The organism is Gymnodinialimonas mytili (genome assembly GCF_037544085.1).
GTDB classification, from domain to species: domain Bacteria; phylum Pseudomonadota; class Alphaproteobacteria; order Rhodobacterales; family Rhodobacteraceae; genus Gymnodinialimonas; species Gymnodinialimonas mytili.
On record NZ_JBBIFW010000001.1, the window covers coordinates 237,455 to 258,778 of the forward strand.

The 21,324-nt window shown below is 63.1% G+C and carries 21 protein-coding genes; 6 read left to right on the forward strand and 15 right to left on the reverse strand.

Annotation, left to right across the window (positions count from 1 at the left end):
• Positions 1-4 precede the first annotated feature (4 nt).
• The 11 genes from V8J82_RS01255 to V8J82_RS01305 form a co-directional block, all read right to left on the reverse strand.
• Complete coding sequence (locus V8J82_RS01255) at positions 5-1,972, reverse strand: PP2C family protein-serine/threonine phosphatase (protein WP_339971296.1); 1,968 nt, start codon at positions 1,970-1,972, stop codon at positions 5-7.
• Complete coding sequence (locus V8J82_RS01260) at positions 1,969-2,577, reverse strand: FHA domain-containing protein (protein WP_339971299.1); 609 nt, start codon at positions 2,575-2,577, stop codon at positions 1,969-1,971. The genes V8J82_RS01255 and V8J82_RS01260 overlap by 4 nt, the downstream gene beginning before the upstream one ends.
• A 170-nt stretch (positions 2,578-2,747) precedes the next feature.
• Complete coding sequence (locus V8J82_RS01265) at positions 2,748-3,359, reverse strand: DUF3726 domain-containing protein (protein WP_339971301.1); 612 nt, start codon at positions 3,357-3,359, stop codon at positions 2,748-2,750.
• On the reverse strand, positions 3,356-5,026 hold the full coding sequence (locus tag V8J82_RS01270) for a hypothetical protein (RefSeq protein ID WP_339971303.1): 1,671 nt from the start codon (positions 5,024-5,026) through the stop codon (positions 3,356-3,358). The genes V8J82_RS01265 and V8J82_RS01270 overlap by 4 nt, the downstream gene beginning before the upstream one ends.
• Entirely contained in the window at positions 5,023-5,997 is a 975-nt protein-coding gene (locus V8J82_RS01275; protein ID WP_339971305.1) for a membrane dipeptidase, read from the reverse strand. Before V8J82_RS01275 ends, V8J82_RS01270 begins: the two co-directional genes overlap by 4 nt.
• Before the next feature lie 125 nt (positions 5,998-6,122).
• Positions 6,123-7,658, reverse strand: coding sequence for a trimethylamine methyltransferase family protein (locus V8J82_RS01280; RefSeq protein ID WP_439650041.1), 1,536 nt, complete (start codon positions 7,656-7,658; stop codon positions 6,123-6,125).
• A gap of 1 nt (position 7,659) precedes the next feature.
• Complete coding sequence (locus V8J82_RS01285; RefSeq protein ID WP_339971309.1) at positions 7,660-8,490, reverse strand: isocitrate lyase/PEP mutase family protein; 831 nt, start codon at positions 8,488-8,490, stop codon at positions 7,660-7,662.
• Positions 8,487-8,906: a DUF2867 domain-containing protein gene (locus V8J82_RS01290; protein WP_339971311.1), complete on the reverse strand. Its 420-nt coding sequence runs from the start codon at positions 8,904-8,906 to the stop codon at positions 8,487-8,489. Before V8J82_RS01290 ends, V8J82_RS01285 begins: the two co-directional genes overlap by 4 nt.
• Positions 8,903-9,781 (reverse strand): homocysteine S-methyltransferase family protein, encoded by an 879-nt coding sequence (locus tag V8J82_RS01295; RefSeq protein ID WP_339971313.1) that lies wholly within the window; start codon positions 9,779-9,781, stop codon positions 8,903-8,905. Before V8J82_RS01295 ends, V8J82_RS01290 begins: the two co-directional genes overlap by 4 nt.
• Entirely contained in the window at positions 9,778-10,350 is a 573-nt protein-coding gene (locus tag V8J82_RS01300) for a hypothetical protein (RefSeq protein WP_339971315.1), read from the reverse strand. Before V8J82_RS01300 ends, V8J82_RS01295 begins: the two co-directional genes overlap by 4 nt.
• Positions 10,347-12,797 (reverse strand): GcvT family protein, encoded by a 2,451-nt coding sequence (locus V8J82_RS01305; RefSeq protein WP_339971317.1) that lies wholly within the window; start codon positions 12,795-12,797, stop codon positions 10,347-10,349. The genes V8J82_RS01300 and V8J82_RS01305 overlap by 4 nt, the downstream gene beginning before the upstream one ends.
• A gap of 149 nt (positions 12,798-12,946) precedes the next feature.
• On the opposite strand from V8J82_RS01305, the gene V8J82_RS01310 reads away from it, so the two are divergent.
• From V8J82_RS01310 to V8J82_RS01320, 3 genes are all read left to right on the forward strand, one after another.
• Positions 12,947-13,792, forward strand: a complete 846-nt coding sequence (locus tag V8J82_RS01310) for a LysR family transcriptional regulator (protein ID WP_339971319.1) — start codon at positions 12,947-12,949, stop codon at positions 13,790-13,792.
• A gap of 169 nt (positions 13,793-13,961) precedes the next feature.
• A complete protein-coding gene (locus V8J82_RS01315) occupies positions 13,962-14,501 on the forward strand; it encodes a GNAT family N-acetyltransferase (protein ID WP_339971321.1) in 540 nt (179 codons plus the stop codon).
• Positions 14,502-14,516: 15 nt separating this feature from the next.
• Positions 14,517-14,891 carry a DUF1801 domain-containing protein gene (locus tag V8J82_RS01320; RefSeq protein WP_339971323.1) on the forward strand — a complete coding sequence of 125 codons (375 nt, stop codon included), beginning with the start codon at positions 14,517-14,519 and terminating at the stop codon, positions 14,889-14,891.
• Here V8J82_RS01320 and V8J82_RS01325 read toward each other — a convergent pair.
• From V8J82_RS01325 to pufB, 4 genes are all read right to left on the reverse strand, one after another.
• Entirely contained in the window at positions 14,888-15,529 is a 642-nt protein-coding gene (locus V8J82_RS01325; protein WP_339971325.1) for a hypothetical protein, read from the reverse strand. The two genes, V8J82_RS01320 and V8J82_RS01325, sit on opposite strands and share 4 nt — an antisense overlap.
• A gap of 37 nt (positions 15,530-15,566) precedes the next feature.
• Positions 15,567-16,988 (reverse strand): PucC family protein, encoded by a 1,422-nt coding sequence (locus V8J82_RS01330; protein ID WP_339974486.1) that lies wholly within the window; start codon positions 16,986-16,988, stop codon positions 15,567-15,569.
• 102 nt (positions 16,989-17,090) lie between these two features.
• The gene (locus V8J82_RS01335) at positions 17,091-17,453 is read right to left on the reverse strand and encodes a light-harvesting protein (RefSeq protein WP_339971327.1); all 363 of its coding nucleotides are present in this window, start codon (positions 17,451-17,453) and stop codon (positions 17,091-17,093) included.
• 16 nt (positions 17,454-17,469) lie between these two features.
• On the reverse strand, positions 17,470-17,625 hold the full coding sequence (pufB, locus tag V8J82_RS01340) for a light-harvesting antenna LH1, beta subunit (protein ID WP_339971329.1): 156 nt from the start codon (positions 17,623-17,625) through the stop codon (positions 17,470-17,472).
• A 434-nt stretch (positions 17,626-18,059) separates the two neighbouring features.
• Here pufB and V8J82_RS01345 point away from each other — a divergent pair, with 434 nt between their 5' ends.
• From V8J82_RS01345 to V8J82_RS01355, 3 genes are read left to right on the forward strand one after another with little or no spacing between them, the layout of a single operon-like run.
• Complete coding sequence (locus V8J82_RS01345; RefSeq protein WP_339971331.1) at positions 18,060-19,418, forward strand: serine/threonine protein kinase; 1,359 nt, start codon at positions 18,060-18,062, stop codon at positions 19,416-19,418.
• A 26-nt stretch (positions 19,419-19,444) separates the two neighbouring features.
• Positions 19,445-20,446: an FHA domain-containing protein gene (locus tag V8J82_RS01350; protein ID WP_339971333.1), complete on the forward strand. Its 1,002-nt coding sequence runs from the start codon at positions 19,445-19,447 to the stop codon at positions 20,444-20,446.
• Complete coding sequence (locus tag V8J82_RS01355; protein WP_339971335.1) at positions 20,439-21,323, forward strand: PP2C family protein-serine/threonine phosphatase; 885 nt, start codon at positions 20,439-20,441, stop codon at positions 21,321-21,323. Before V8J82_RS01350 ends, V8J82_RS01355 begins: the two co-directional genes overlap by 8 nt.
• Position 21,324 lies beyond the last annotated feature (1 nt).

The following is a 21,324-nucleotide window of genomic DNA, read 5'->3' on the forward strand; positions in this document are numbered from 1 at the left end:
GGCTTTAATCTAAAGGCTTTGGATTGGGTGGCGGACTGTGCAGCGGATCGCGCCGTATGGTCACCGGGCGGCATCCGTTCTCATTGCAGAGCAGGCCCACATCCAAGCGCGGGCGCGGCGCATATTGGCCGATGGGCGGCGGCGCAGGCGTGGTGCGGGTTTCGTCAATGGTCGGCCCCAGAGGCGCGGGCGCAGGTGCAACGGGAGCGTCGAGCCCCTCGCGAAGCGGCGCCAGACCGGGTGCGATTTGAGTTGGTGCAGGGCTTGGCGCCTGGCTGGGGGCCGGCGCCGGAACAGGCGTTGGTGTGGGGGCCGGGGCTGGCGTCGGAGCAGGTACGGGTGCTGGCGTGGGCGTCGGATTTGGCGCTGGCACGGGTGTGGGGACCGGGGTCGGCGTCGCGGGGGCCGGAATTGGTGCGGCAGGTGCGGGTGTTGGCGCAGGGGCTTGCGCCGGGGCAGGCACGGGATTTGGCGTCAATTCGGTGCCGACACTTGGGCCATCGCCGCTTTGAGCACGCCCATCGAACACCGCGGCACCCAAGCCGCCACCCGATTGCGGCTCGGGCAGCGTTTCCACCTCAACCGCCTCGCCGTTCTCAGGCTCCGCACCCGGCGCGGTATCCGCCATGTCCTGCGGTGTCGCGGGCTCGCTTGGCGCGGGGGGCCCGGCCTCGGGCGTCTGCGGGTCAGATATCGGCGCGGTATTGGGCTCAGCGGAGAGGTCCACCTCCGGTGTCGCATTCTCCGGGTCCACCTCGGGATCGGCCTCAGACGTTCCAAGCAGATCGGCGGCGACATCCTCGGCGCTCATCTGCGGCTCTGTCCCGTCAAGACGGATCGTATTCGCCGCATCTGTCGGTGCGGGCGCAATCGTGTCGGGGTTGGATGCGGTCACATCGGGTTCGCTCGGCTGGCTGAAATACAGCCCCAAAGCCAGTGCCGCCCCGCCGAGAAGGGCTGCTGGCACCAGAATTTTCGACAAGCCGGATCGCTCCGCGTCATCGGGATCCGGCGACGGCGCAGCGGCGGATGGCGCCGCTTCTGCGCTCTCGTTTTTCGGCGTGGAGGAGTGGACATGTTCGACCGCGCGTTCGATGGCCGAGGATACCGTTGTGGTCGTGCTGGTGGTCGTTGCCACACGCATTTGGGCACCGCCGCCCCCGAAACCGTCGGTCAGTTGCAGCACCAGGATCGCGGTATTGTCCTGGGACGGATCGTCCAGATCGTGCAACGCGCCCATCAGCGCATCGGCGATCTGGCGGCTGCTGGCGCCGGCACCGAGCCCCTTCAAGATGTCCACAATTGCGCCGTCATCCAAATACTGCAGCCCGTCCGAGGCCTGGATCAGCACATCGCCGGGGTCGAGCACCGTGGCGGTCTTGGGCACATCCATGGATTTAATAAAGCGGCCCATCAGAACCGAGGTCAGCGCATTGCGATCAGGATGGTTTTCGGCCTCTTCTGCGGAAATCTCACCCGATTTGGCCATCTGATCGATGATCGGCGCCATGGAATGGTCTTCGTTGAGCTGGCGCAGTTTCCCCTCGCGCCACAAGTAAAGGGGGCTGTCCCCGACCGAGGCCCAATAGAGCCGGTCTTCGAACATCACCGTAGCCAAGAGTGTGGCGCCCATACCCTGCAGGCGGCTGTCTTCGGCGGCGCGGTCTTTCAGGATGTCATTGGCGGTTTCAATCGCCATCTTCAGCTCGTGCTGAAGGTTCTTTTCCAACGCAGGACCATCATGCATCAGAAATTTCAAATGGCTGACAGCATCGATTACCACCAGACGCGAGGCAAGGTCACCGGCGGCGTGCCCGCCCATCCCATCGGCAAGGATCGCAAAACCGCGGTCCATCCCACCATGGAAATCGGCCAGCAGCGTGTCTTCCTGATACGGGCGCTTGCCTTGCCACAGCGCCGTGGCCACGTCGTAGCCGCCCGCTGCCGCGCCCGTGGTCTGTGTCGCGCTCACGCGTCGGACCAATCGAAATCTGCGCCGCACAAGGCCACGAAGCGCATGGCGGTCGCGCCGATGCGGATCGTGTCGCCATGGTTGAGCGTCTCGGCGCTTAGAACCGGAGCATCGTTCAGACGCACGATATTGGTCTTGCCGCCATGAGAGAGGTGGAACAGCCGCGTTTCGTGATCATAGGTGACAAAGGCATGAGGTTCAGAGCTGATCGTATCATCGCCAAAATCCACACGGGCCAGACAATCGGCACCGCGCCCGACGGAGTTCATGCCCGAGACCAGAGAGACCGAAGTGCCGCGGCCGGGGCCTGCAACGACGACCAGCCAGCCGACCGTCGGCGCAACCTCGGCGGCGGGCGCGGCAGCGCTTGCTTCAGGCGCGATATAGCCATGGATCCGTGTTTTGGGCCGCGCATGGCCCGACGCGTCGCGACCCGGCAAGTCCGGGGCGGGCGCGTCCAACGGCCGGGTGACCGAGGCGGGCGGTGGCGGGGATACATCCAGGGGCCGTGTGGCGCCATCGCCGCCGGCGGCGGGCGCCTGAGGCTGAGTGTCAGGCAAGCCGCCGTCCAACTCATCATCGGTCAGGATCGGTTTCTTGGCCATGGGCATCCTCTTTTGGTCGTCGCGGGCACGGCGTTTGGGGTCGTGCCCAAATTCTGCGGTCGGTTTGGCCCGTTTGCGGCAAGGTGACGGGTCCATTGCTCGATTGGTAGCACACTCCGGGCCAACTTGAAGGATTTTGCTGCATCGCGCGAGTGGCGGGAAACCGGAAGCTAATCGGTTCGCGGGCTCACGTCGGCGTGTGGTGCAGATCCGCCATCGCCTGCCCCTTTGGCGCGGCTTGCCGCTGTGGCGGGCGCATAGGTGCGCTCGGCCAGCGCCATCAAAGCATCACGCGCCGCCGGGGTGACCCCGGCGCGGCTGCGCAATGGCTGCGGATCGAAGGGCGCGCAGGACGAGATCTGTACCTCCACGGGATCGGATCCGGGATCGGCGCCGATCAATGCGCCCTGTGCGCTCAGCTTCAGACCCGCTTGACCCGCTTGCAAGATGATCGCCGACTGCGCAGGGATGACAAAGGGCGCCAGGATCAGAGGCACGTGGATCGGCCGCGCCCAATCCCGCCAAGCGCCGCCATCCGATAGAAAACAGCCTAGCACAAGCGGGCAGAGCGGCCCGGCAACCTCTGGACCCAGATCGGTATGGGCGACACCCTCGGTTGCACGCAGCAACGCCGCCATGGCCCCTGCCCCGTCATAACCGCGTGCACAGAGCCAAGCGGTGGCATAGCCCGCCTCTTGCGCCACCCCGTAGGCCCGTCCCGCCCCGCGCGCGGCTTTGGCAGAAAGCGCTTCGACCTCCCCCAAGGACCAATCCAGGCTCATGGCGCCGGATAGCTCCAATCATCTGGGTCGGCGGTGGCCAATTCGTCGGGAAACGGCGCGTTCTGGAACATGGTGATGCGCAGCCATCGATCCGACCGGGGATCAAACCGCGTAGTTCCGAAAAAGCTAAGCTTGGCGCGCAGCAGGTCTATCGGCGCCATATCGGCATGCAGGGTGTTGTCGCGGATCTCGGCATAGGGATGGGTAGCGGCCATTTGCAGGCGGCGCACGCTGTGGCGATGGCCCGGGTGGTGCAGCAGAAACGCCGCGACGGGGCCGGTTTCCTCCCTAAGCGCCTCGTAAAGCTGCGCCGCATCGCGGGCCGGGCAGAGCGGCTGGGCATACGCGTCCAGATCCTCCTCGGCCCGCTCCCCCAAGCGCGGTTCGAGCTTCTCGGCAGAGACATACCAGACCCGCGCTTGGGCTTCTGGCGTGGTCCAATCCGTGCTTAGCGCATCTGGGTGAATGCGCTGGATCAGGGTGCGGAGGTCTGCGACATCCATCGCGCCGTCGATCTTATGGGGTGTTTCATCGGCGGCCATCCAATCGGCGGCCTGGTCCACGATCCCGCCATAGGGTTCCAGCAGCAACGCGGCGAGTTGCTCCTGACCCTCGACGCTCAGATGCGCTGCACCCCAGCACCAAAGCCGATCCCAAGGGCGCGCTGCCCTCAAATCAGTGGCCTCCAACTGGGTCAGCAGCGCCGCCATATCAGCCCGTAGATCCGCCAATTTCGCTCGCTGGATCGGATGGTCCGACCCCCAGTCGGTGGCATTCACCGCCGCGCGCGCCGCAACATCCCGGAAGCACGTGATCTCAGCCTCGGAGGCAACGGGCAATGCCCGGACCTGCGCCAGCGCCCATTCCCGCGCTGCGATCCAATTGTGGATCAGCCGCGGGTGGTTCATCAAGAACGGCGCCATACCAAGCCCGGTCGAATTCCCGATCCCGAAGCGGCGGCGCAGATCGGGGCTCAGCCGCGGGGCTTCGGGGTTAAGCGCTCGCGCCATATGCTCCACCAAATCCATAACGAAAGCCCGGATCAGGTAGACACTCAGCATCTCAGCCTGAAACGGCGCGGCCATCTCGGGCCGGTCGGCGATCATAGCGCGATCTGCAGCACCGAACTTCGCCGAACCATAGACCGCCGTGGTACGCATCAGATAGCCGACCTCATCGACCTGCGCATGGTCGGGTTGCCGCCCCGCAGCCAACGCCTGCACCACCTGATCCCACATCCGGACAGAGCGGTTGGCACGGCTGAGCGTCAGCTCGCGTTCGGTGATCCGGCCCGCCTCCTGCAGGGGCACATTGGCGCGAAGGCGGGCGATCTCAGTCGCATCCGGCACACCATCATACAGCGTGAAGGTCGCGTCCCAGGCGGTTGCGATCACCCGGTCACTGCGCTGATCGGGGGGCAGATCATGGGCAAAGGCAACCAGGGAATAGCTGCGTTCAGGGCCTTTTGCGGTGTAGACGGCATGGCCCATACCCTGCGCATCGATCTGCCAGGCATTGCACGCAAAGCTCCAGGCCTCCGCCTTCATGCGGCGTAGCAGGATGCGCATGAAGGACAGGCGCGATTGATGAAACGATCCCATCCGTGCAAGGCGCATCACCACCTGCGGATCGCGCATCGGGATATCGGGGGCGGCGGTATCCTTCATGTCGCCGGCCCAAAATTCTTATCGAAGAAGTCCAACCAATTGCCCCCCATCAGCGCGGCCACGCCGGTCGCGTCAAATCCGACCGCGCGCAAGCCTTCAGCCAGTCGAGGGAAATCCGCGTTGGAGCGGAACCAATCGGGCTGCGGCGGAAAGCCCGGGGCTGCGGCAGAGCCTTCGCCATAATCAATGCGCTTGGTCCAGCGCCCGACCCGCATCCATTCCACCACGCTGTCCGGTTGATCCTGGCACAGGTCGCTTCCAATCCCGAAATGCGCCAGCCCGTGGGTCTCCACCATATCAGCTACCATCCCGCAAAAGCTGTCGAGCGTGCAATCCGAGCCGCCCGCCAGATGATGCGGGTAGAGCGAAAAGCCCATCATACCGCCACCGGACACGACCGCATCGATGACCTCGGGGGCTTTGTTGCGCCGCGCCGCGTGCCAGACATGGGGATTGGCATGGGTGATCGCGATGGGCCGCACGGAATGCTCCGCCGCGTCGATGGTGGAGCGGTCGGCGGAATGGCTCATATCGACAACCATCCCCACCCGGTTCATCTCAGCAATCACCTCACGACCCATCCGCGTCAGGCCGGGATCCTCGGCCTCGTAACAGCCGGTCGCCAGCAGGGATTGGTTGTTATAAGTCAACTGCATGAAGCGCAGGCCAAGCGTATGCAGGATCTCGATCAAGCCGATATCGTCCTCCATGGGCGACGGGTTCTGCGCGCCAAACACAATCGCCGTTCGCCCCGCCGCCTTGGCCTCGCCTATATCTGCGGCGGTTTTGGCGTGGCAAATCAGATCGCTATGGTCTTCAAAGTACCGGTTCCAGCGTTCGATCTGTAGCACGGTTTCGCGAAACATCTCATGATACGCTATGGTGACGTGCACGGCATCCACGCCGCCCGCGCGCATCTGTTCAAAAATGCCGCGCGACCAGTTGCAATATTGAAGTCCATCGATCCACATCGCTCGATCACACTCCGGCAAGCGCGCCCCGTCAAGCATACCCGTTCACGTGCCTTCCGGCAGAGCGCCGCGCCACGGGTGGGTGGGTGGGGTGGCGGGGGCTCCGCCGGAAGGCACATGAACGCTCAACTGGTGAAATAGACGCGATAGTTTTCGCGTATTTCGGCTTCGAGATCCGGCGCGATCAAGGAGCCGGTCGAGGCCAAGATCGCCTCTTTTCGGGCAATCGCGCTGGCCATCAAGTCGGGCTTTTCCGCCTGTTCCCATTCCTTCGGGCTCATCCGATTGCCGAGTTTGGGGTAGACGAAATCCGACTCCATCAAGGCCAGTGTCTTATCGGTTCCCAGATAATGGCCAGACCCGCCAAGACAGACTTCGGCCATTTGATCCAACGCCAATGACTCTTCGGTCACCTCGATGCCGCGCACGCACCGCATGGCCTGGCCGATCAGATCATCGGCCAGGATCAGACTTTCCATCGAGAACCCCAAAAGCGAGGCATGCATCCCCGCCGCCTCATAGACCATGTTCAACCCCGATAGCCCCGCCATCACGTTGGAACACATCTGTTCCCATCCCGCCTGCATATCCGGCATCTTCGCGTCCGAGGCGCCACCGGCCGCCCCGCCCGGCAGCCCATAGAATTGGTGCATCTGCGCGCAGGCGGCGCTCAGCAAGGCCTGCTCGCCTGAGCCGATGGACATCGCACCGGTGCGCAGATCCAGATTGAAGGGCCAGGTACCGAACACCGCTGGATGGCCCGGTGCGATGGCATTCACATAGACCAGACCCGCCAGGCATTCCGCCGTGGATTGCACCAGCGCACCCGCAATGGTGGACGGCGCGGTCGCGCCCGCCATCCCCGCTGAGAGCAGCAGCACCGGCATGCCCGCGCGAATACAGGCCTCCATCACCTCGCAGCTTTCGGTCGCAAATTTCATCGGCGGCACGACGAAGCAATTGGTGTTCGAGATGAAAGGCCGCGCGCGCCAGGCCGCCTCACCCCCCGCCAGCCTATGGATCAATACCAGACACGGGGCGACATGGGACGGATCGGCAAAGGACGTGCCGATATGCTTGGTGGTGCCCGCAACCGAGGCAAAGATCGTGTTCAGATCCAGGTCCAGATTGTCTTCGATGTCGCGGCAGACCATCGGGCGCTGGAAGAAATGCACATTCTCCATTTCCTGCGTGATCCGCGCCGCATCATAGAGGTCTTGCGTGATCGAGTGGCGATAGGTGTTTGTGACCACATCAACGATATTCACCGCAGCACCCGCCGTGCCGAAATGCACCTTTGTGCCCGACAGATGAAGGTCGTGTTCCGGATCACGCGCCATCAAGGTGATATCGCGTGCGGCCTGGCCCAGCGCGGTTTCCACCACCTGGCGCGGAAAGCGCAGGCGTCTGTCCTCACCCAGGATCGCGCCAACACCCACCATCAACTCGATCCCCGATTGCGGCGCATCGGCCAGGCCAATCGTCTCCAGGGCCTCCAACGCGGCATTGTGGATCTGGACGATCTGCGCCTCGCTCAAAACACGCAGGCTGCCGCCCTCCATCCCCGGTCGGATCGGGCGCAACTCATCGGGCAGCTTTGCCGCGCGCGCCGCAACCCGCGCCGCACGTCCGCCGCCGCGGCGGCCCTTGCGTTCTATCATGTCAACCATCAAAGCCTCCCAACTTCAGTAGGTTATCGATCTCATCGCCTGGTGCCGCCGCCTTCAAAGCGCCAAGATCACCGGCCATCACAGCCTCGACCGCGTCGCGCAAAGCAGCATGGGTCACCCGCGCGATTTGGCTGCCGGCAGAGATCCGGCGCACGCCCATCGCAGCCAGATCCGCGACGCGCAGATCCCGCAACCGGCCCGCGGCCAGCGCATTGACGGGCGCGGCGACGCTGGACAAAACCTGGGCGAGTTCCGCCTGGCCCGGCGGGACGGGCAGATAGAGGCATCCTGCCCCGGCAGCCTCAAACGCCTGCAATCGGCGAATACCTTCGGCCAAATCGTAGACACCATTCATCACCCCATCGGCCCGCGCGGTCAGCACGAAGGGCCGACCCAGACCCCGGACGGCATCGACCGCGGCGCGGATCCGCTCCACCGCCAGTTCGAACGGATAGGGCGAAACCCCGTCGCTGTAGGACATGTCTTCGATCCCGCAGCCCGACAGTCCGGCCTCGGCCGCCATGCGGATGGTCAGCGCCACCTCCTCTGGCGCATCGCCAAAGCCGTTTTCCAGATCACCCGAGACCGGCAGATGCGTCGCCGATACGATCTGGGCCGCGTGATCCAGCGCCTCGTCCCGGGTCAATTGCCCCAGATCGGGCCGCCCCATCGTGAACGCGTGACCCGCTGAGGTCGTGGCCAGCGCCACCGCCCCCATCGCCGTCATCATCCGCGCGCTGCCCATATCCCACGGATTGGGCATCACAAAGCACCCTGCCCCGTGCAGATCCGCGAACTTCTGGTGTCGTGATATCGTGCTCATGCCAACCTCCTGAGCGCGCTGCGCAAAATCAATTTGTGGGGGATCAGAACCAGCGCCAGATAGACACGCCCGGTCCAATGATTGAACCAGATCCGCGTGGTCACCTCGGCCATGCCGTCGGTGTGGCGAGTTTCGATGGTGAAGGTTAGATGGCGGTCTTCAAGGCCCAGCTCATAGCGGCTGTCGGTCTCGGCCACGACGGGCAAATCCGCCATGCCCTGGCCCATATCGGGTGTTTTTAGCCCTGCCCGTCGGACCAACCAATTCCGGGCATGCAGGGCGATATGCGCCCAACGGGGCACTTGGCCCAGCGCCACTTCATAGGCGGCGCGGGCCGTCGCCAGATCAGGGCGGACATGGCCCCGATGCGTATCGAACCAATCGGGCGGGCGCAGGGGGCGTTTCAGGTCGGTCATGCGGCCTCCTTCAATTGGGCGGCAATGGCGGCGATATGGGCGGGACCGACCTCGCAACAGCCACCGACAATGGTGGCGCCTTGGGCGATCCATCGGGCGACATGGTCGGCATAGATCTGCGGCCCCATATCGCGGCGCGCGCTCAGCGCATCGACGGTGGAGGCGTCGGCGAGAAAATCATTGGTGATCTGCGTGAAGGCGTTGGCATAAGCCCCGAACGGCGCACGGCCACGGCCCAAAACCTCAAGCGCCGCGGGCATCGCCTCGGGCGCGGAACAATTGGCCAGCACAGCCGTTGCCCCGTCTGAGATCGCCACGGCCTCGGCCAAAGGCTCGCCCGAGCGCAAGCGGGAACCGTCGGTGTCATCGACGGTGAAGGCGAACCAGACCGGCAGGTTCAACGGCAGCACGGCCTCGACCAGGGATCGCGTTTGCGCAACCGAGGCGATGGTCTCGGCAATCAACAGATCGCAACGCGGGGCGAGGATTGCCGCGACCTCGGCATAAAGCGCGACGGCTGCAATATGGTCCGGGTGCACATCGGCGCGATAGGACGCGCCGAGGGGGCCAATCGCCCCGGCGACACGGCCCGATCCAAACGCCTCCCGCGCGGCGATGGCTTGGTCGATGGCCAAATGGTGCAGCGCCTCGAATTGATCCTCCAGCCTCGCGCGCACCAGCCGATCACGGTGGATCGCATAGGTGTTGGTCGTGGCAATCTGCGCCCCGGCGGCGAAAAAATCCGCATGGATCTCGCGCACCAATTGTGGCTGTTGGCGCATCACATCCGTGGACCAGAGCGGCGTCGGCGGCAAACCGGATCGCGCGACGAGCTCTTGGCCCATGCCGCCATCAAGAAGGGTGACCGCGCTCACCTAGGAGGCTCCGGCCAGCGCGCCAACAAAGCACCACTGCTTTGTCGCTTGACCTTGATCTCTTCGACGGATCGCGCAAACAGCACCGGCAAAAGGGCCCGATCCGTGGGGGTGAAATGTGCCAAATGCACGGTCATACCCCGCATCTCGGTGGCACAGGTTACGCTGTGTCCTTCGGCACTTTTGCAGGTCATATTGATATGGAACTGACCCGCACCCGACGTCGTCAGGTGCCAATCGAGCGCTACGAAGGCCGTATGATCCCAATAATAGAAAAACCCGTCGTCAGGGGTCGGCGACACCGCTTGCTCGCGGCGTTTGGGGGCGAATGCCCCTGAGGCATCAGGTGTGCCGATCTCGCCGAGATTAAGGTCGAGCGCGACGGGTGCATCCCAGTTTTTGTCGCCGCGGTCGTCCAACGTCATGCCGGGCTGCGTGGCCTCCAGCCAGATCCCGGCGGTAAATGTCGCACCCTCGTTCCGAAACAAACCGATCTCAGCGCGCCGGATCTCCAGATCAATCTCGGCCCGTCCAGATAGCTGCGCCCGGAACAAGGGCGCCGATGTCACGCGCGGATCCGTTCGTTTGCAGGATCCCAAAGCGGGGCATCGGGTTGGACGGTGGCCTTGCAGACCTCGCCATAGATATTGACGTCCAACTCGGTGCCCGGCTCAGCGCAATCGGAGCGGACCATGGCCAGCGCCACGGAATGGCCCACGCGGTAACCCCAGGCGCCCGAGGTGGTTTCGCCGACAACGGTGCCGTCCCTGGTGATGGTCGACATGTAAGGCGCATCGGCATCGCCGGCATCGACCTTCAGTGTCACGAAGCGCTTCTGCACGCCGCGCTGTTTTTCGGACAGAAGCGCCGCCTTTCCGGGGAAATCCTGCGGCTTGTCGAACTTGATGAACCGCTCCATCCCGCCTTCCAGCAGCGTGTAATCGGTGCTGAGATCACCCTTCCACGCGCGGTAGCCCTTTTCGATGCGGAGCGCGTTCAAGGCGAACATCCCAAACGGCGTGGCGCCTGCGGCCAGCACAGCCTCGTAGATCATGGGCATCACGTCGAAAGGCGCGTGGATTTCCCAGCCAAGCTCGCCTGCGAAGGACACCCGGAAAAGGCGCGCGGGATGGCCCGCAACCGTCGCATCCTGATGGGTCAGCCAGCCCAGGGACAAATCCGCGTCGGTGCCGATCTTCTCCATCAAATCGCGGGCCTTCGGGCCGGTCACGATCAGCGTGGTCACGTCGGTCGTATGGTCGGTCAGACTGACACCATCGGGCAGGCCATCGCGCCACAGCACCTCGTAATCATGCCATTGCGCAGGGGCCGCAGTGATCAGCGTGAACTCATCTTCACCTTTCCGGATCAGCGACATCTCGGTCAGAATGCGGCCGCGTGTGTCGGGGAAATAGCCCAGGTTCATGCGGCCAATCTTGGGCAGCGCGCCTGCAATGCGACCACGCAGCCATTCCGCCGCGCCCTCGCCGGACAACTCAAACCGGCTAAAGCCCGGCAGATCCAGCACGCCGACGCCGTCGCGCACCGCTTCGCATTCCTCGCGCACCCGTTGTTCCCAAGGCCCGGCGCGGCCCCAGGTTTCTGTCGCCTCGATGGAGGTATCGTCGCCGTCTTTCGCGAAGTAGTTCGCGCGTTCCCAGCCGCCGAAGCTGCCCATCTGGCCGCCCAGCTCCAACACCTTGGCGTGGTTGGGCGACAATTTCTTGTCGCGCCCGGCAGGCCAGGATTTCCACGGGAAATGCATCCCGTATTCGTGGCCATAGGTCTCCAGCGCCTTGTCCAGGCAATAATCGTGGTCCGCGTAGTCGGTGTAGCGACGCGGATCGACGGCCCACATGTCCCATTCGGTCTGGCCGTGCATGATCCATTCGCTGAGCGTCTTGCCCGCACCCCCGGCTTGCACAATTCCGAAGGTAAAGGAATGCGCTTCGAATGCGTTCTCAACGCCCGGCATCGGTCCGATCATCGGCAGACCATCGGGCGCATAAGGGATCGGGCCGTTGATGTTGCGGCCCACACCGCCCTCACCCAGAAGCGGCACCCGCTCCATCGCGTCTTCGATATACCATTCCAGCCGGTCCAGATCGTCGGGGTAAAGCTGGAAGCTGAAATCCTCGGGCATCGGATCGTCGGGCGTGACCCAATGGGCCTTGCAATTCATCTCGTAAGGGCCAAGGTTCAGGCCGTGCTTGTCCTGCCGGAGGTAGTAAGAGCTATCGACATCGCGGATCATCGGCAGCTTGCGGCCATTGGCTTCGGTCCATTCCTTCACCGCGGGGATTTCCTCGGTCAGGAAGTATTGGTGGGACATCACCACCATCGGCACGGTGCGCCCGCCATGGGGTTTGAACCACTCACCCACGCGCTGCGCATAATACCCAGCGGCATTCACCACGTATTCGCAGCGGATCTCACCCTTCTCGGTCTCCACGATCCATTCGCCGTTTTCGCGGCGCACACCCGTAGCGGGGGTGAAGCGGTGGATCTGCGCGCCCAGATCGCGCGCGCCTTTCGCCATGGCCTGGGTCAGCTGCGCGGGGTCGATATCGCCATCCAGCGGATCCCAAAGCACGGCTGACAGATCATGGGTCTCGATGAAGGGATACATCTCCTTCGTCTCTTCCATGGTCAGCATGTTCATCTCAAGGCCCTGGTACTGGGCCATGCCCATCACGCGTTCGAATTCCTGCCTGCGCTCTTTGGAATGGCCCAGGCGAAGCGCACCGGTCACGTGGTAGTTCATCGGGTAATCGACCTTGTCGGCCAGCCCGCGATACATCTCAAGCGAGTAGCGCTGCATGTTCAGCACCGCCCAGGAGGTCGAGAAATTCGGGCAATTGCCCGCAGCGTGCCAGGTGGACCCGGCGGTCAACTCATTCTTTTCCAGCAAGACACAATCGGTCCAACCGCCCATCGCCAGATGGTACAGGGTCGATGTGCCCACGGCCCCGCCCCCGATGATCACAACCCGTGCCGTGCTTGGTAGATCCGCCATGTGCTTAACCCTCCGCTATAAGGTCGCAGCGGTCCGGTGCGCGCGACTCTTAACATGTCTTAATATGACAGTATTACGTAGGGTCGTTACATCTTCAATTTGTATGTCACATCTGATTTGATCGGCAAAACCGATTAGGACACGACCACATGCAGATTGACCAAGTGGAAACCTTCCTCGACCTCCTTGACACGCGGAGCTTCAACCGGACCGCCGAACGGTTGGCCGTGACGCAATCAACCATTTCGGGCCGTGTCCGTGCGTTGGAGAAAGCCCTGGGCGAACGCCTGTTTGACCGCTCACGCGCGGGCACGCAGCCGACCACAGCGGCGCTTCGGTTCGAGGTGCATGCCCGTGTGCTGCGTCGGGCCTGGGCGGATGCGCAGGCCGATGTCAAACCATATGGCGCCGCGGTGATGTTGCGCATCGGGATCCAGCACGATCTGCTGGACAATCATGTGGCCGATTGGCTGGCCGCTTTGCGCAGCGCCCTGCCTGATTGCGGGTTCTATGTGGAGGGGCATTACAGCGGCCAGATGTGCCGCGATCTGGAAAGCGGCGCGCTGGATTTGGGCGTCGTGTTTTCGCCCCGCCCCTCCCCCGATCTGTATTTCGAAAGCATGGGCGATGTGGGCTACCGCATGGTGTCGACCAAGGTCGAGGAGCTCAGCCAGGTGGCCCCTGTCGATTATATTCTGCCGAACTACTCCCCCGCTTTTGCGCAGACCCATGCCACGATGCTACCCGGCCTGTCCGAAGGTTCGGTCTCCAGCGGCCAGGCGGCAGCGGTTCGTGGGTTGCTGCAGGCCTTGGGCGGCACGACGTATCTGCCGGTCAACATGGCCGATACGCTGATCACCGATGGCGCCGCGCGCGCCGTGGCAAACGCCCCGAAGATCGCTCAGCCGGTTTTTGTGGCCATGCATCTGCGAAACCGACACCGCGCCGCCTACAGGCGGATGGCGAAAGTGTTGCGAGATCGGGTGTCGGGCTGACCCCTCTCGTTGCCCCGCCCAAGCCGACAGATAGACCCCGTTCGCGCGAATATGCAGGGCGAGATCGCACAACCTTATCCCGCATGAACTCTCCAAAGCCTGCGCGGTTCAGTCGGGTATAGGTCAATGCGCTCGCGGTTTCGATATATGCCGATGGAGCTGTTCTGTAGTGTCGCCGTGTTTGCGATGTGGAAAAGGGCACGAGTTGGTTAAGAGCATTAAAACCGCGAAGGGGCTTCTCCTGCGTCCAGCATCCGCAACGGATGCGACGTTTGCCGGGCGCCTCCTCAAAGATCCTGCGGTGCGGCAGTTCCTCGGCGGGCCTTTGCCTGACGAAAGCCTGTCGGTCGCGTCCCGGAACGCCGTGCTGCCCGATGAGGGAGAGCGTATCTGGATCGTCGAAAGCACCGGATTCAGCCCATTGGGCCTTATCTCACTGACCCGTCACAAAAATGGAGAGGACATCGAACTGTCCTACCAATTCGCGCCGGATCATTGGGGCAAGGGCTTTGCCTTTGACGCAGGGCGAACGGCGCTTGCATATGGATTTCAGCAACTGGCCCTGCCACGCATTATCGCCGAAACCCAGGCGGCGAATAGGCGCTCTATCCGCCTTCTCACGCGTCTTGGCCTGCGCCCTTATGCTGAGGTGATGCGTTTTGGCGCGGCTCAGGTCTTGTTCCAAATCCGACCGGATGCGATAGCCTAAGCCATGCCCCACGCCATGACCGCCGAGATTGAGGCCGCTTTGCCCGATATGAGCCGCGAGCAACTGCTTCACATGCGCGATCTGATCTTCGCCGCGGCCAAGGCGACCGGGACCGGGCCGCTCACCGAAACGCTGAAATGGGGTCAGCCCGCCTATCTGCCCGCAAAGCGCGCGGGGACGACTCTACGACTGGGCGTGTCGGACGGCCGACCGACGCTGTACGTCCATTGCGGCACCAATCTGATCGACCGGTACCGCAGCCAGTTTCCCGATGATTTCACCTATTCCGGGAACCGCGCGGTGCAGATGCCGAAAGACGGCCCCTTCCCGGACGTCGCGTTTCAGCAAATCGCAGCGATGGCGCTGACCTATCACCGCGACAAGGTCTAATTCGTGATCCGAGAATGACGGGTTTGCCGGGGCGGTTTGCGGTGCCAAAGATGCGGCAGCGCGAACGTCGCGAAAAACCGGTCAATCAGCAAATTGCTTGTCGTCCGCTTATGGCTCAGCGGCTTCATCCGAAAGATCGGACCGCGCTGGATCACCGCAGGCCGCATACGCTTGCCTTTCTGCGACAACAGCGGAATGCCAAATGCATGGGAGAATCCGCGGGGCGTCGTGCCTTGGCGCACTTCGTAACGGTTCGTCAGGAACAGCCGATGCGATCCGAAAACCGACAGGAAATACTCGCTTTTCGGCGCGTCTGGAAGGTTAACGTTTTCATTGGCCACGCCCGCATCGACGGCAGGGCGTTCATCGGCCAGCTCAATCGCCCGGCGCGCAGCCCCGAACGGCACAAACGGCGCACGCACCACCAAAAGCGCGCGATCGGAGGTCAGATGTTGGGCATATTGCTGCGCCGTCGCCTCTGGCACACCGGCATTTGTGATCCGATCCTGGGCCGAGGCGCCCGAGGCTTGCGCGATCACATCCATGCAGTTGTTGGGAAAGCCAGCCTCTTTCAGATTTGCAACAACCGCATCAGCATGGGCGGGATCATCATAGAGACGAGTGACAAGGGTGGTCATGGGGGCCTCCTAGCAAATAATGCGCGGCAATGATGGTCTACACATCAGGCGTTTCTAAAGAATGACGATAGGGTTGCGGATCAGATTTTCGAGAGGAGCGCCCATTCAAGCGCCAAATCGCCCATAAAGCGGCGACCAACAGCAACGCCTCTGCCAAGAAAACCGGCACATAGGCTGCGGCTGGCTCTGTCGTCTGGGGCAGCGCGAGGAGCACATCGCGCACAATGCCGCCCGCCGCAATGGCGATCCCCGCTGCGGTGGCCTGCACAGCGCCCCAGGCCCCTAGGGCCAGGCCGATCTGGGCGCGTGGGGCGCGGCGCATCGTTGCCGTCAACGTGCCATGGCCAAACAGGCCCGCGCCGATGCCGCTGACAAAGGTCCCAAGCGTAAACAATGCAATGCCGCCCAGCTGCGCCGCAGCGGCAATGGCCAGAAAGGCGGGCACGCCGATGGCGGCCCCGGCGGTGGCGACCCTCAGCGGCTCCGCCCCGCGCAACAACACGCGGCTTGCGATGGCAAACCCGATCAACCCGCCTGCGGCCAACACCGCGGTCAACCGGGTTGTCATGGCGACACTCATTTGCAGGACCTGCCCGCCATAGGGCTCCAGCAAGACCTCGGCCATACCATAGGCCATGGTGCCCAGGGCGATGACGATCAGCAGGCGCATTGTGCCCGCGCGGGCGGAGAACACCGACCAGGCTTGCGAGAAGGCCTCCACCGGTGGGGGATTGGCGGCGCGCGCCCGGTCGCGCGGTTCCTGCTTCCACAGCGCGATCAGGTTCAAGACGATGGTGACGACCGCCGCGCCTTGGACCACCTGCACCAAGCGGCCCGGCGTGTAGTCGCTGAGCAGCCAGCCGAAAACCAATGCGCTGACGATCATTCCGACCAGCAGCATCACATACATCAAGCCCACGACTTTGGGCTGATCTTCGACATCCACCAGATCCGTGGCCAGGGCCAGACCCACGGTCTGAACCGTGTGCACGCCCGCGCCCACTAACAGGAATGCCAAGGCCGCCGAGGAATGGCCAATCCAGAGCGGCGCATCGGCGCTTTCAGCGTAACCCGACAGGACCAACAACGCGAAGGGCATGATGGCAAATCCGCCGAATTGCAGCATCGTGCCTTTCCAAATATAGGGCACACGGCGCCAGCCCAGGGCGGACCGGTGTTGGTCAGATTTGAAGCCAATCAGCGCCCGGAAAGGTGCAAAAACCAACGGCAAGGCCAGCATCACGGCAACCAGCGACGCGGGCACGTCGAGCTCGACGATCATCACCCGGTTTAACGTGCCCACCAACAACACCAACGCCATACCGACCGAGACTTGAAACAGCGACAGACGCAACAGGCGCGAAAGCGGCGCTGTCTCACTCGCGACATCGGCAAACGGCAAGTAGCGAGGCGCAACGCGGGTCAAACGGTGTAGGATATTGGTGCGGAATTGGCCCATTGTGAAATCGTCAGGTCCGCCAAAGAACGTCAGTGGAACGACCGGCCGGGTCAAGAAGCGCGCGATTGCCGCCTCTTTCCCCCGGTCGTGCAGAACGCGGCGCTATTCGCGCGCCGTGTCGGTTGGTACGAGAGCTCGTGCCGAGGCCAGCGTCACCGGGTCATCGATGACAAGCCGCGCGGTCCGCCCATCGGGCAAGATCACAACCGCCCCATCGGAGGCAGCGGCATCGAGATACATGGGCAATTGCGCAGCGCCATCGGCACTGGCGGGCAACACGTTGGCCTCCGTCGCAAGCGCCGCCTGTCCTGATCCAAGTTCCTGCCCAGACAGGAAATCGGCCACCCAGGTGGTGTTGCTAAGAACGGCAACATGGACCGCAAAGGACCCAACAGCGACCGCTGACAAAAACAGCGGCACGCCAACGGTAGGCTTAACGACAAGCCAGATCTTTGAATTGTTCATTCGATCAAGCTCCTCCCTAGCCCAACCAAGGCGTGGCAACAGCGACTAGGAAATGGGCGACCAAAGCGATCCCCCCAAAGACGCGGGTGCCGTCGATGAGGTAGCTATGCACCTCTTCGGCCTCACTGAGGGTCAGGCCGGTGGGCCAGACTTTATCGGGATCATCAGACATGATGTTCCTCCCTCTTCCTTCACATTTGAGCCCGGATAGACATGTCGCGGGCCGATGAGCGACAGGGGGATCACCTGGCAGATCAGGCCTGACTTGGGCGGTCCACGTGTCAGGCAATAGCATGTCATAGTTTATTGACACGTCAACTGTAAATTAAACTAGACAGCCTTAACTCATGGCCCTTCGGCCCAACAAAACAAGACGAAAATTCCCTACAAGTTGCAGCTGCAATTGTCGAAAATCTCGAAGAATTTCAATGAAAACACTTGGCAAACGACGCCTCTGGTGCCGTCGATTTGCACGATTGTGACACATTCTGAGCGCCAATTGAGACCGCAATAAAAGTACCCGCACGCCCCGCTGTCACCCGACATATGGGACCTGCGGACATAAGTCGATTGAGCACACCGATTGAGCAAATGGCACCAGGCGCGATGACATCTTATGGCGACGAACTTCCAGCCGGCTGGCAGCTGTGCGGCGGGCAGTACACCATTGACCGCTACCTGAATTCCGGCGGCTTCGGGATCACCTATGCCGCCCGTGACAGTTTGGGGCGCCGTGTTGTGATCAAGGAGTGCTTCCCCGGTGCGCTCTGCTGTCGGGCCGATACCCAGGTGCGCCCCCGCTCGCGCAGCAGCGAGGCGGAATTCGACGCCATCCTGGAATTGTTCGAGAAAGAGGCCACCGCGCTTGCGGGCTTGCGACACCCTTATATCGTCGGTGTGCATCAGTTCTTCCGCGACAATGGAACCGCCTATATGGCGATGGATCTGGTCGAGGGGCAAACACTGCTGGATTTGATCGAAAACGATCCGGACCGCCTGACACCCGATGCGGTGAAAAAGCTGCTTCTCGAGATCCTCGAAGCGGTGGGCTACATCCACAGCAACGATATCCTGCACCGCGATATCTCACCCGATAATATTCTAATCGACTCCGACAATCTGCCGGTCTTGATCGATTTTGGCGCCGCCCGCCAGGATGCCACGCGGGTCAGCCGCGCTCTGTCGAAGATCCTGACGGTGAAAGACGGCTACTCGCCCCAGGAATTCTACCTGACCGGCAGCGATCAGGATTATTCCAGCGATCTCTATGCCTTGGCGGCGACGTTCTACCATGTGGTCAGCCGCACCGCGCCGCCCTCCAGTCACAACAGGATGGCAGCCGCCGCGCGGGATTTGCCGGATCCGCTGGTCTTGCTGGAGCCGGGCCAAGGCTATGACGACCATTTCATCGGCGCGATCAACGCGTGTCTGAGCATTTTTCCCAAGGATCGTCTGGGCTCTGCCGCCGAGTGGCGCAACTCGATCGACCTGGAACGGCGACAGCAGGCCCTTCTGGACGAGGCCGAACAAGATGAGGCGCTTGAGGCGCGTATCGCCCGATTGGTTGCGGAATTCCGCACGGAATTCGAGGCTGCTGGCGGTGCGGCCAAGGCTCAGATGGCGGCGGCAAAACCCAAGCCTGAAAAAGCCGCGCCCGCCAAAGATGCGCCGCAGATGAGTGATCTGGCCCGGGCGCTGTCCTCACCCGATTTGATCGGAGACGACGAGCGGTCCGATGACGACATGCCCAGTGCCGCTCCGGCACCCAAAACCCGGGTGATGCCACGTCGCCCCCGGCCGACCGCAGCCGTCAGATCGGACGCGCCGGCTGAGACCCCGCGCCCGGTCAGCCGGGCGTTGGATGACACTGTGCGCCCAAGGGCGGGCGCACGCGCAGATCAACCCCTGCGCATCCCGACATCGAACTCTGCACCTACAACATCTGACACCGAGGCGAAGCCATGAGACCTCCGCGCGATCTAAATGTCCGAATGCGGCCCCTACCCGGGCCGGAAGAGCCTGAGGCCGACGGCGCCGCACGCAACAGCGAGCCGCGCGCCATCGGCACGGGTCAGGCGCGCCATGCGGTTTCTGACCCCCGAGCGCCGAACCACAATCGCGTCGTTTCACGCCCCCGGCGGCAGATCTGGGATCTGGAGGCCGATGAAAGTGGGGCCCGGCCAAACCCAGAGATCGATGCGCAAACGGCAGCCTATGCCGCGGCGCACCAAAACAGCGAGCCGCGCCCGATCTCCCATCCACAGGCGCCGCGGCGCCTGTCCGAAGGGCACTACCATGACGCGCCGCCCGCATCCGAGCCTTTGGTGTTGCGCAACCCGGTCGCCCCGCCGAGCCAGCCGCGCTATGCGACCTCGCCGCATCCAGAGGACACCCAACCGCGCCAGCCGCGGCAATTCGGGGCCTCCTATGATCGTGCCCCGATGGCGCGTGACCATGGCTATGAAGATTATGGCCATCCCAGCGCCCCGCCCCACCATCCAGGGCCCAGCCATGTCAGCGGCAATCCGGCCAAGACACGCATCCTGGGGTTCCACGCCGATGCGGCCCAAGGCGACGCGTTGGACCACGCCGCCCATGCGCAAGCCCGCCTTCCCCGGTTTCCAGCGGGATGGCTGGTGGTCACCGATGGACCCGGCCTGGGCGCGTTTTTTGCCGTCACAACCTCGGTCTCGGCCATCGGTCGGGGCAGCGATCAGGATATCTGTCTCGATTTCGGCGATACCTCGATCTCGCGCCAAAACCATGCGGCGGTGGCTTACGATCTGGAACAGAACCGCTTTTTCCTGGGCCATGGCAGCAAGTCCAATGTCGTGCGCCGCAACAATCAACCGGTCTTGTCGACCGAAGAGCTGCTGGATGGCGACCTGATCCGCATCGGCAAGACGACCCTTCGCTTCGTCGCATTGTGCGGCGCGGATTTCACCTGGCCTGCTGAGGCATTGGAAGATGCGGAGGGTGGCCATTATGGGTAATCCGAGCGATTTGACGTTGAACGTCGCCTCTGCCCTGTCGCTTGGCGAACGAGAGCGTCAGGAAGATGCGTTGGCCGTGGCCTTTCCCGACGGCTCAGATCTGGGCTTTGCGGTTCTATCGGACGGGATGGGCGGCCATGCGGCGGGCGATCTGGCCAGCCGGATCATCGTGTCGGAGGTCTTTGCCGAACTGACGCTTCGGGGCCGTGAGCCCAAGGATCTGGCGCCCGATATGCCCCTGTTGCTGCGCCATGCGGTCAACGTGGCCAATGATAGTCTGCGCGCCCATGTGGAAGCCAGCCCGAACCGCCATGGCATGGGCGGTACCGTCATCGCGACCGCGGTGCTGGATGATCAACTCTTCTGGATTTCGGTGGGTGATAGCGCGCTCTACCTGTTCCGCGACGGGGCGCTGTCGCGTCTGAATGACGTGCATTCGATGGCCAAGCAGATCGAGTTGATGGTCGCCAAGGGCATGATGGATGCGCGCACGGCCGAGGATCATCCACAGCGTAATTGCTTGACCTCCGCGGTAATGGGCGACGAATTGGCCGAGGTGGATTGCCCACCCAAACCGTTTCAATTGCGCCCTGACGATGTGATCCTGGTGGCCAGCGATGGGATCGATGTTCTGGCTCACGGGCTGATCACCGAGATCCTGCGCAACGGTGCGGGGGCCGATAGCCGGAGCCTGTCGAAAGACCTGATCGCAGCGGTCGCCGATGCAGGTGATCCGCATCAGGACAATACCTCGATCATCGTGATCAAAACCGAGCGTAACGTACCGGAGCTGGTTACCGCCGCGCCCACCGTGCACAAACCCGGCCCACTGGCCCGCGCCTTTGCCTGGATGCTGCCGCGCCGGGTGGGAGGATAAC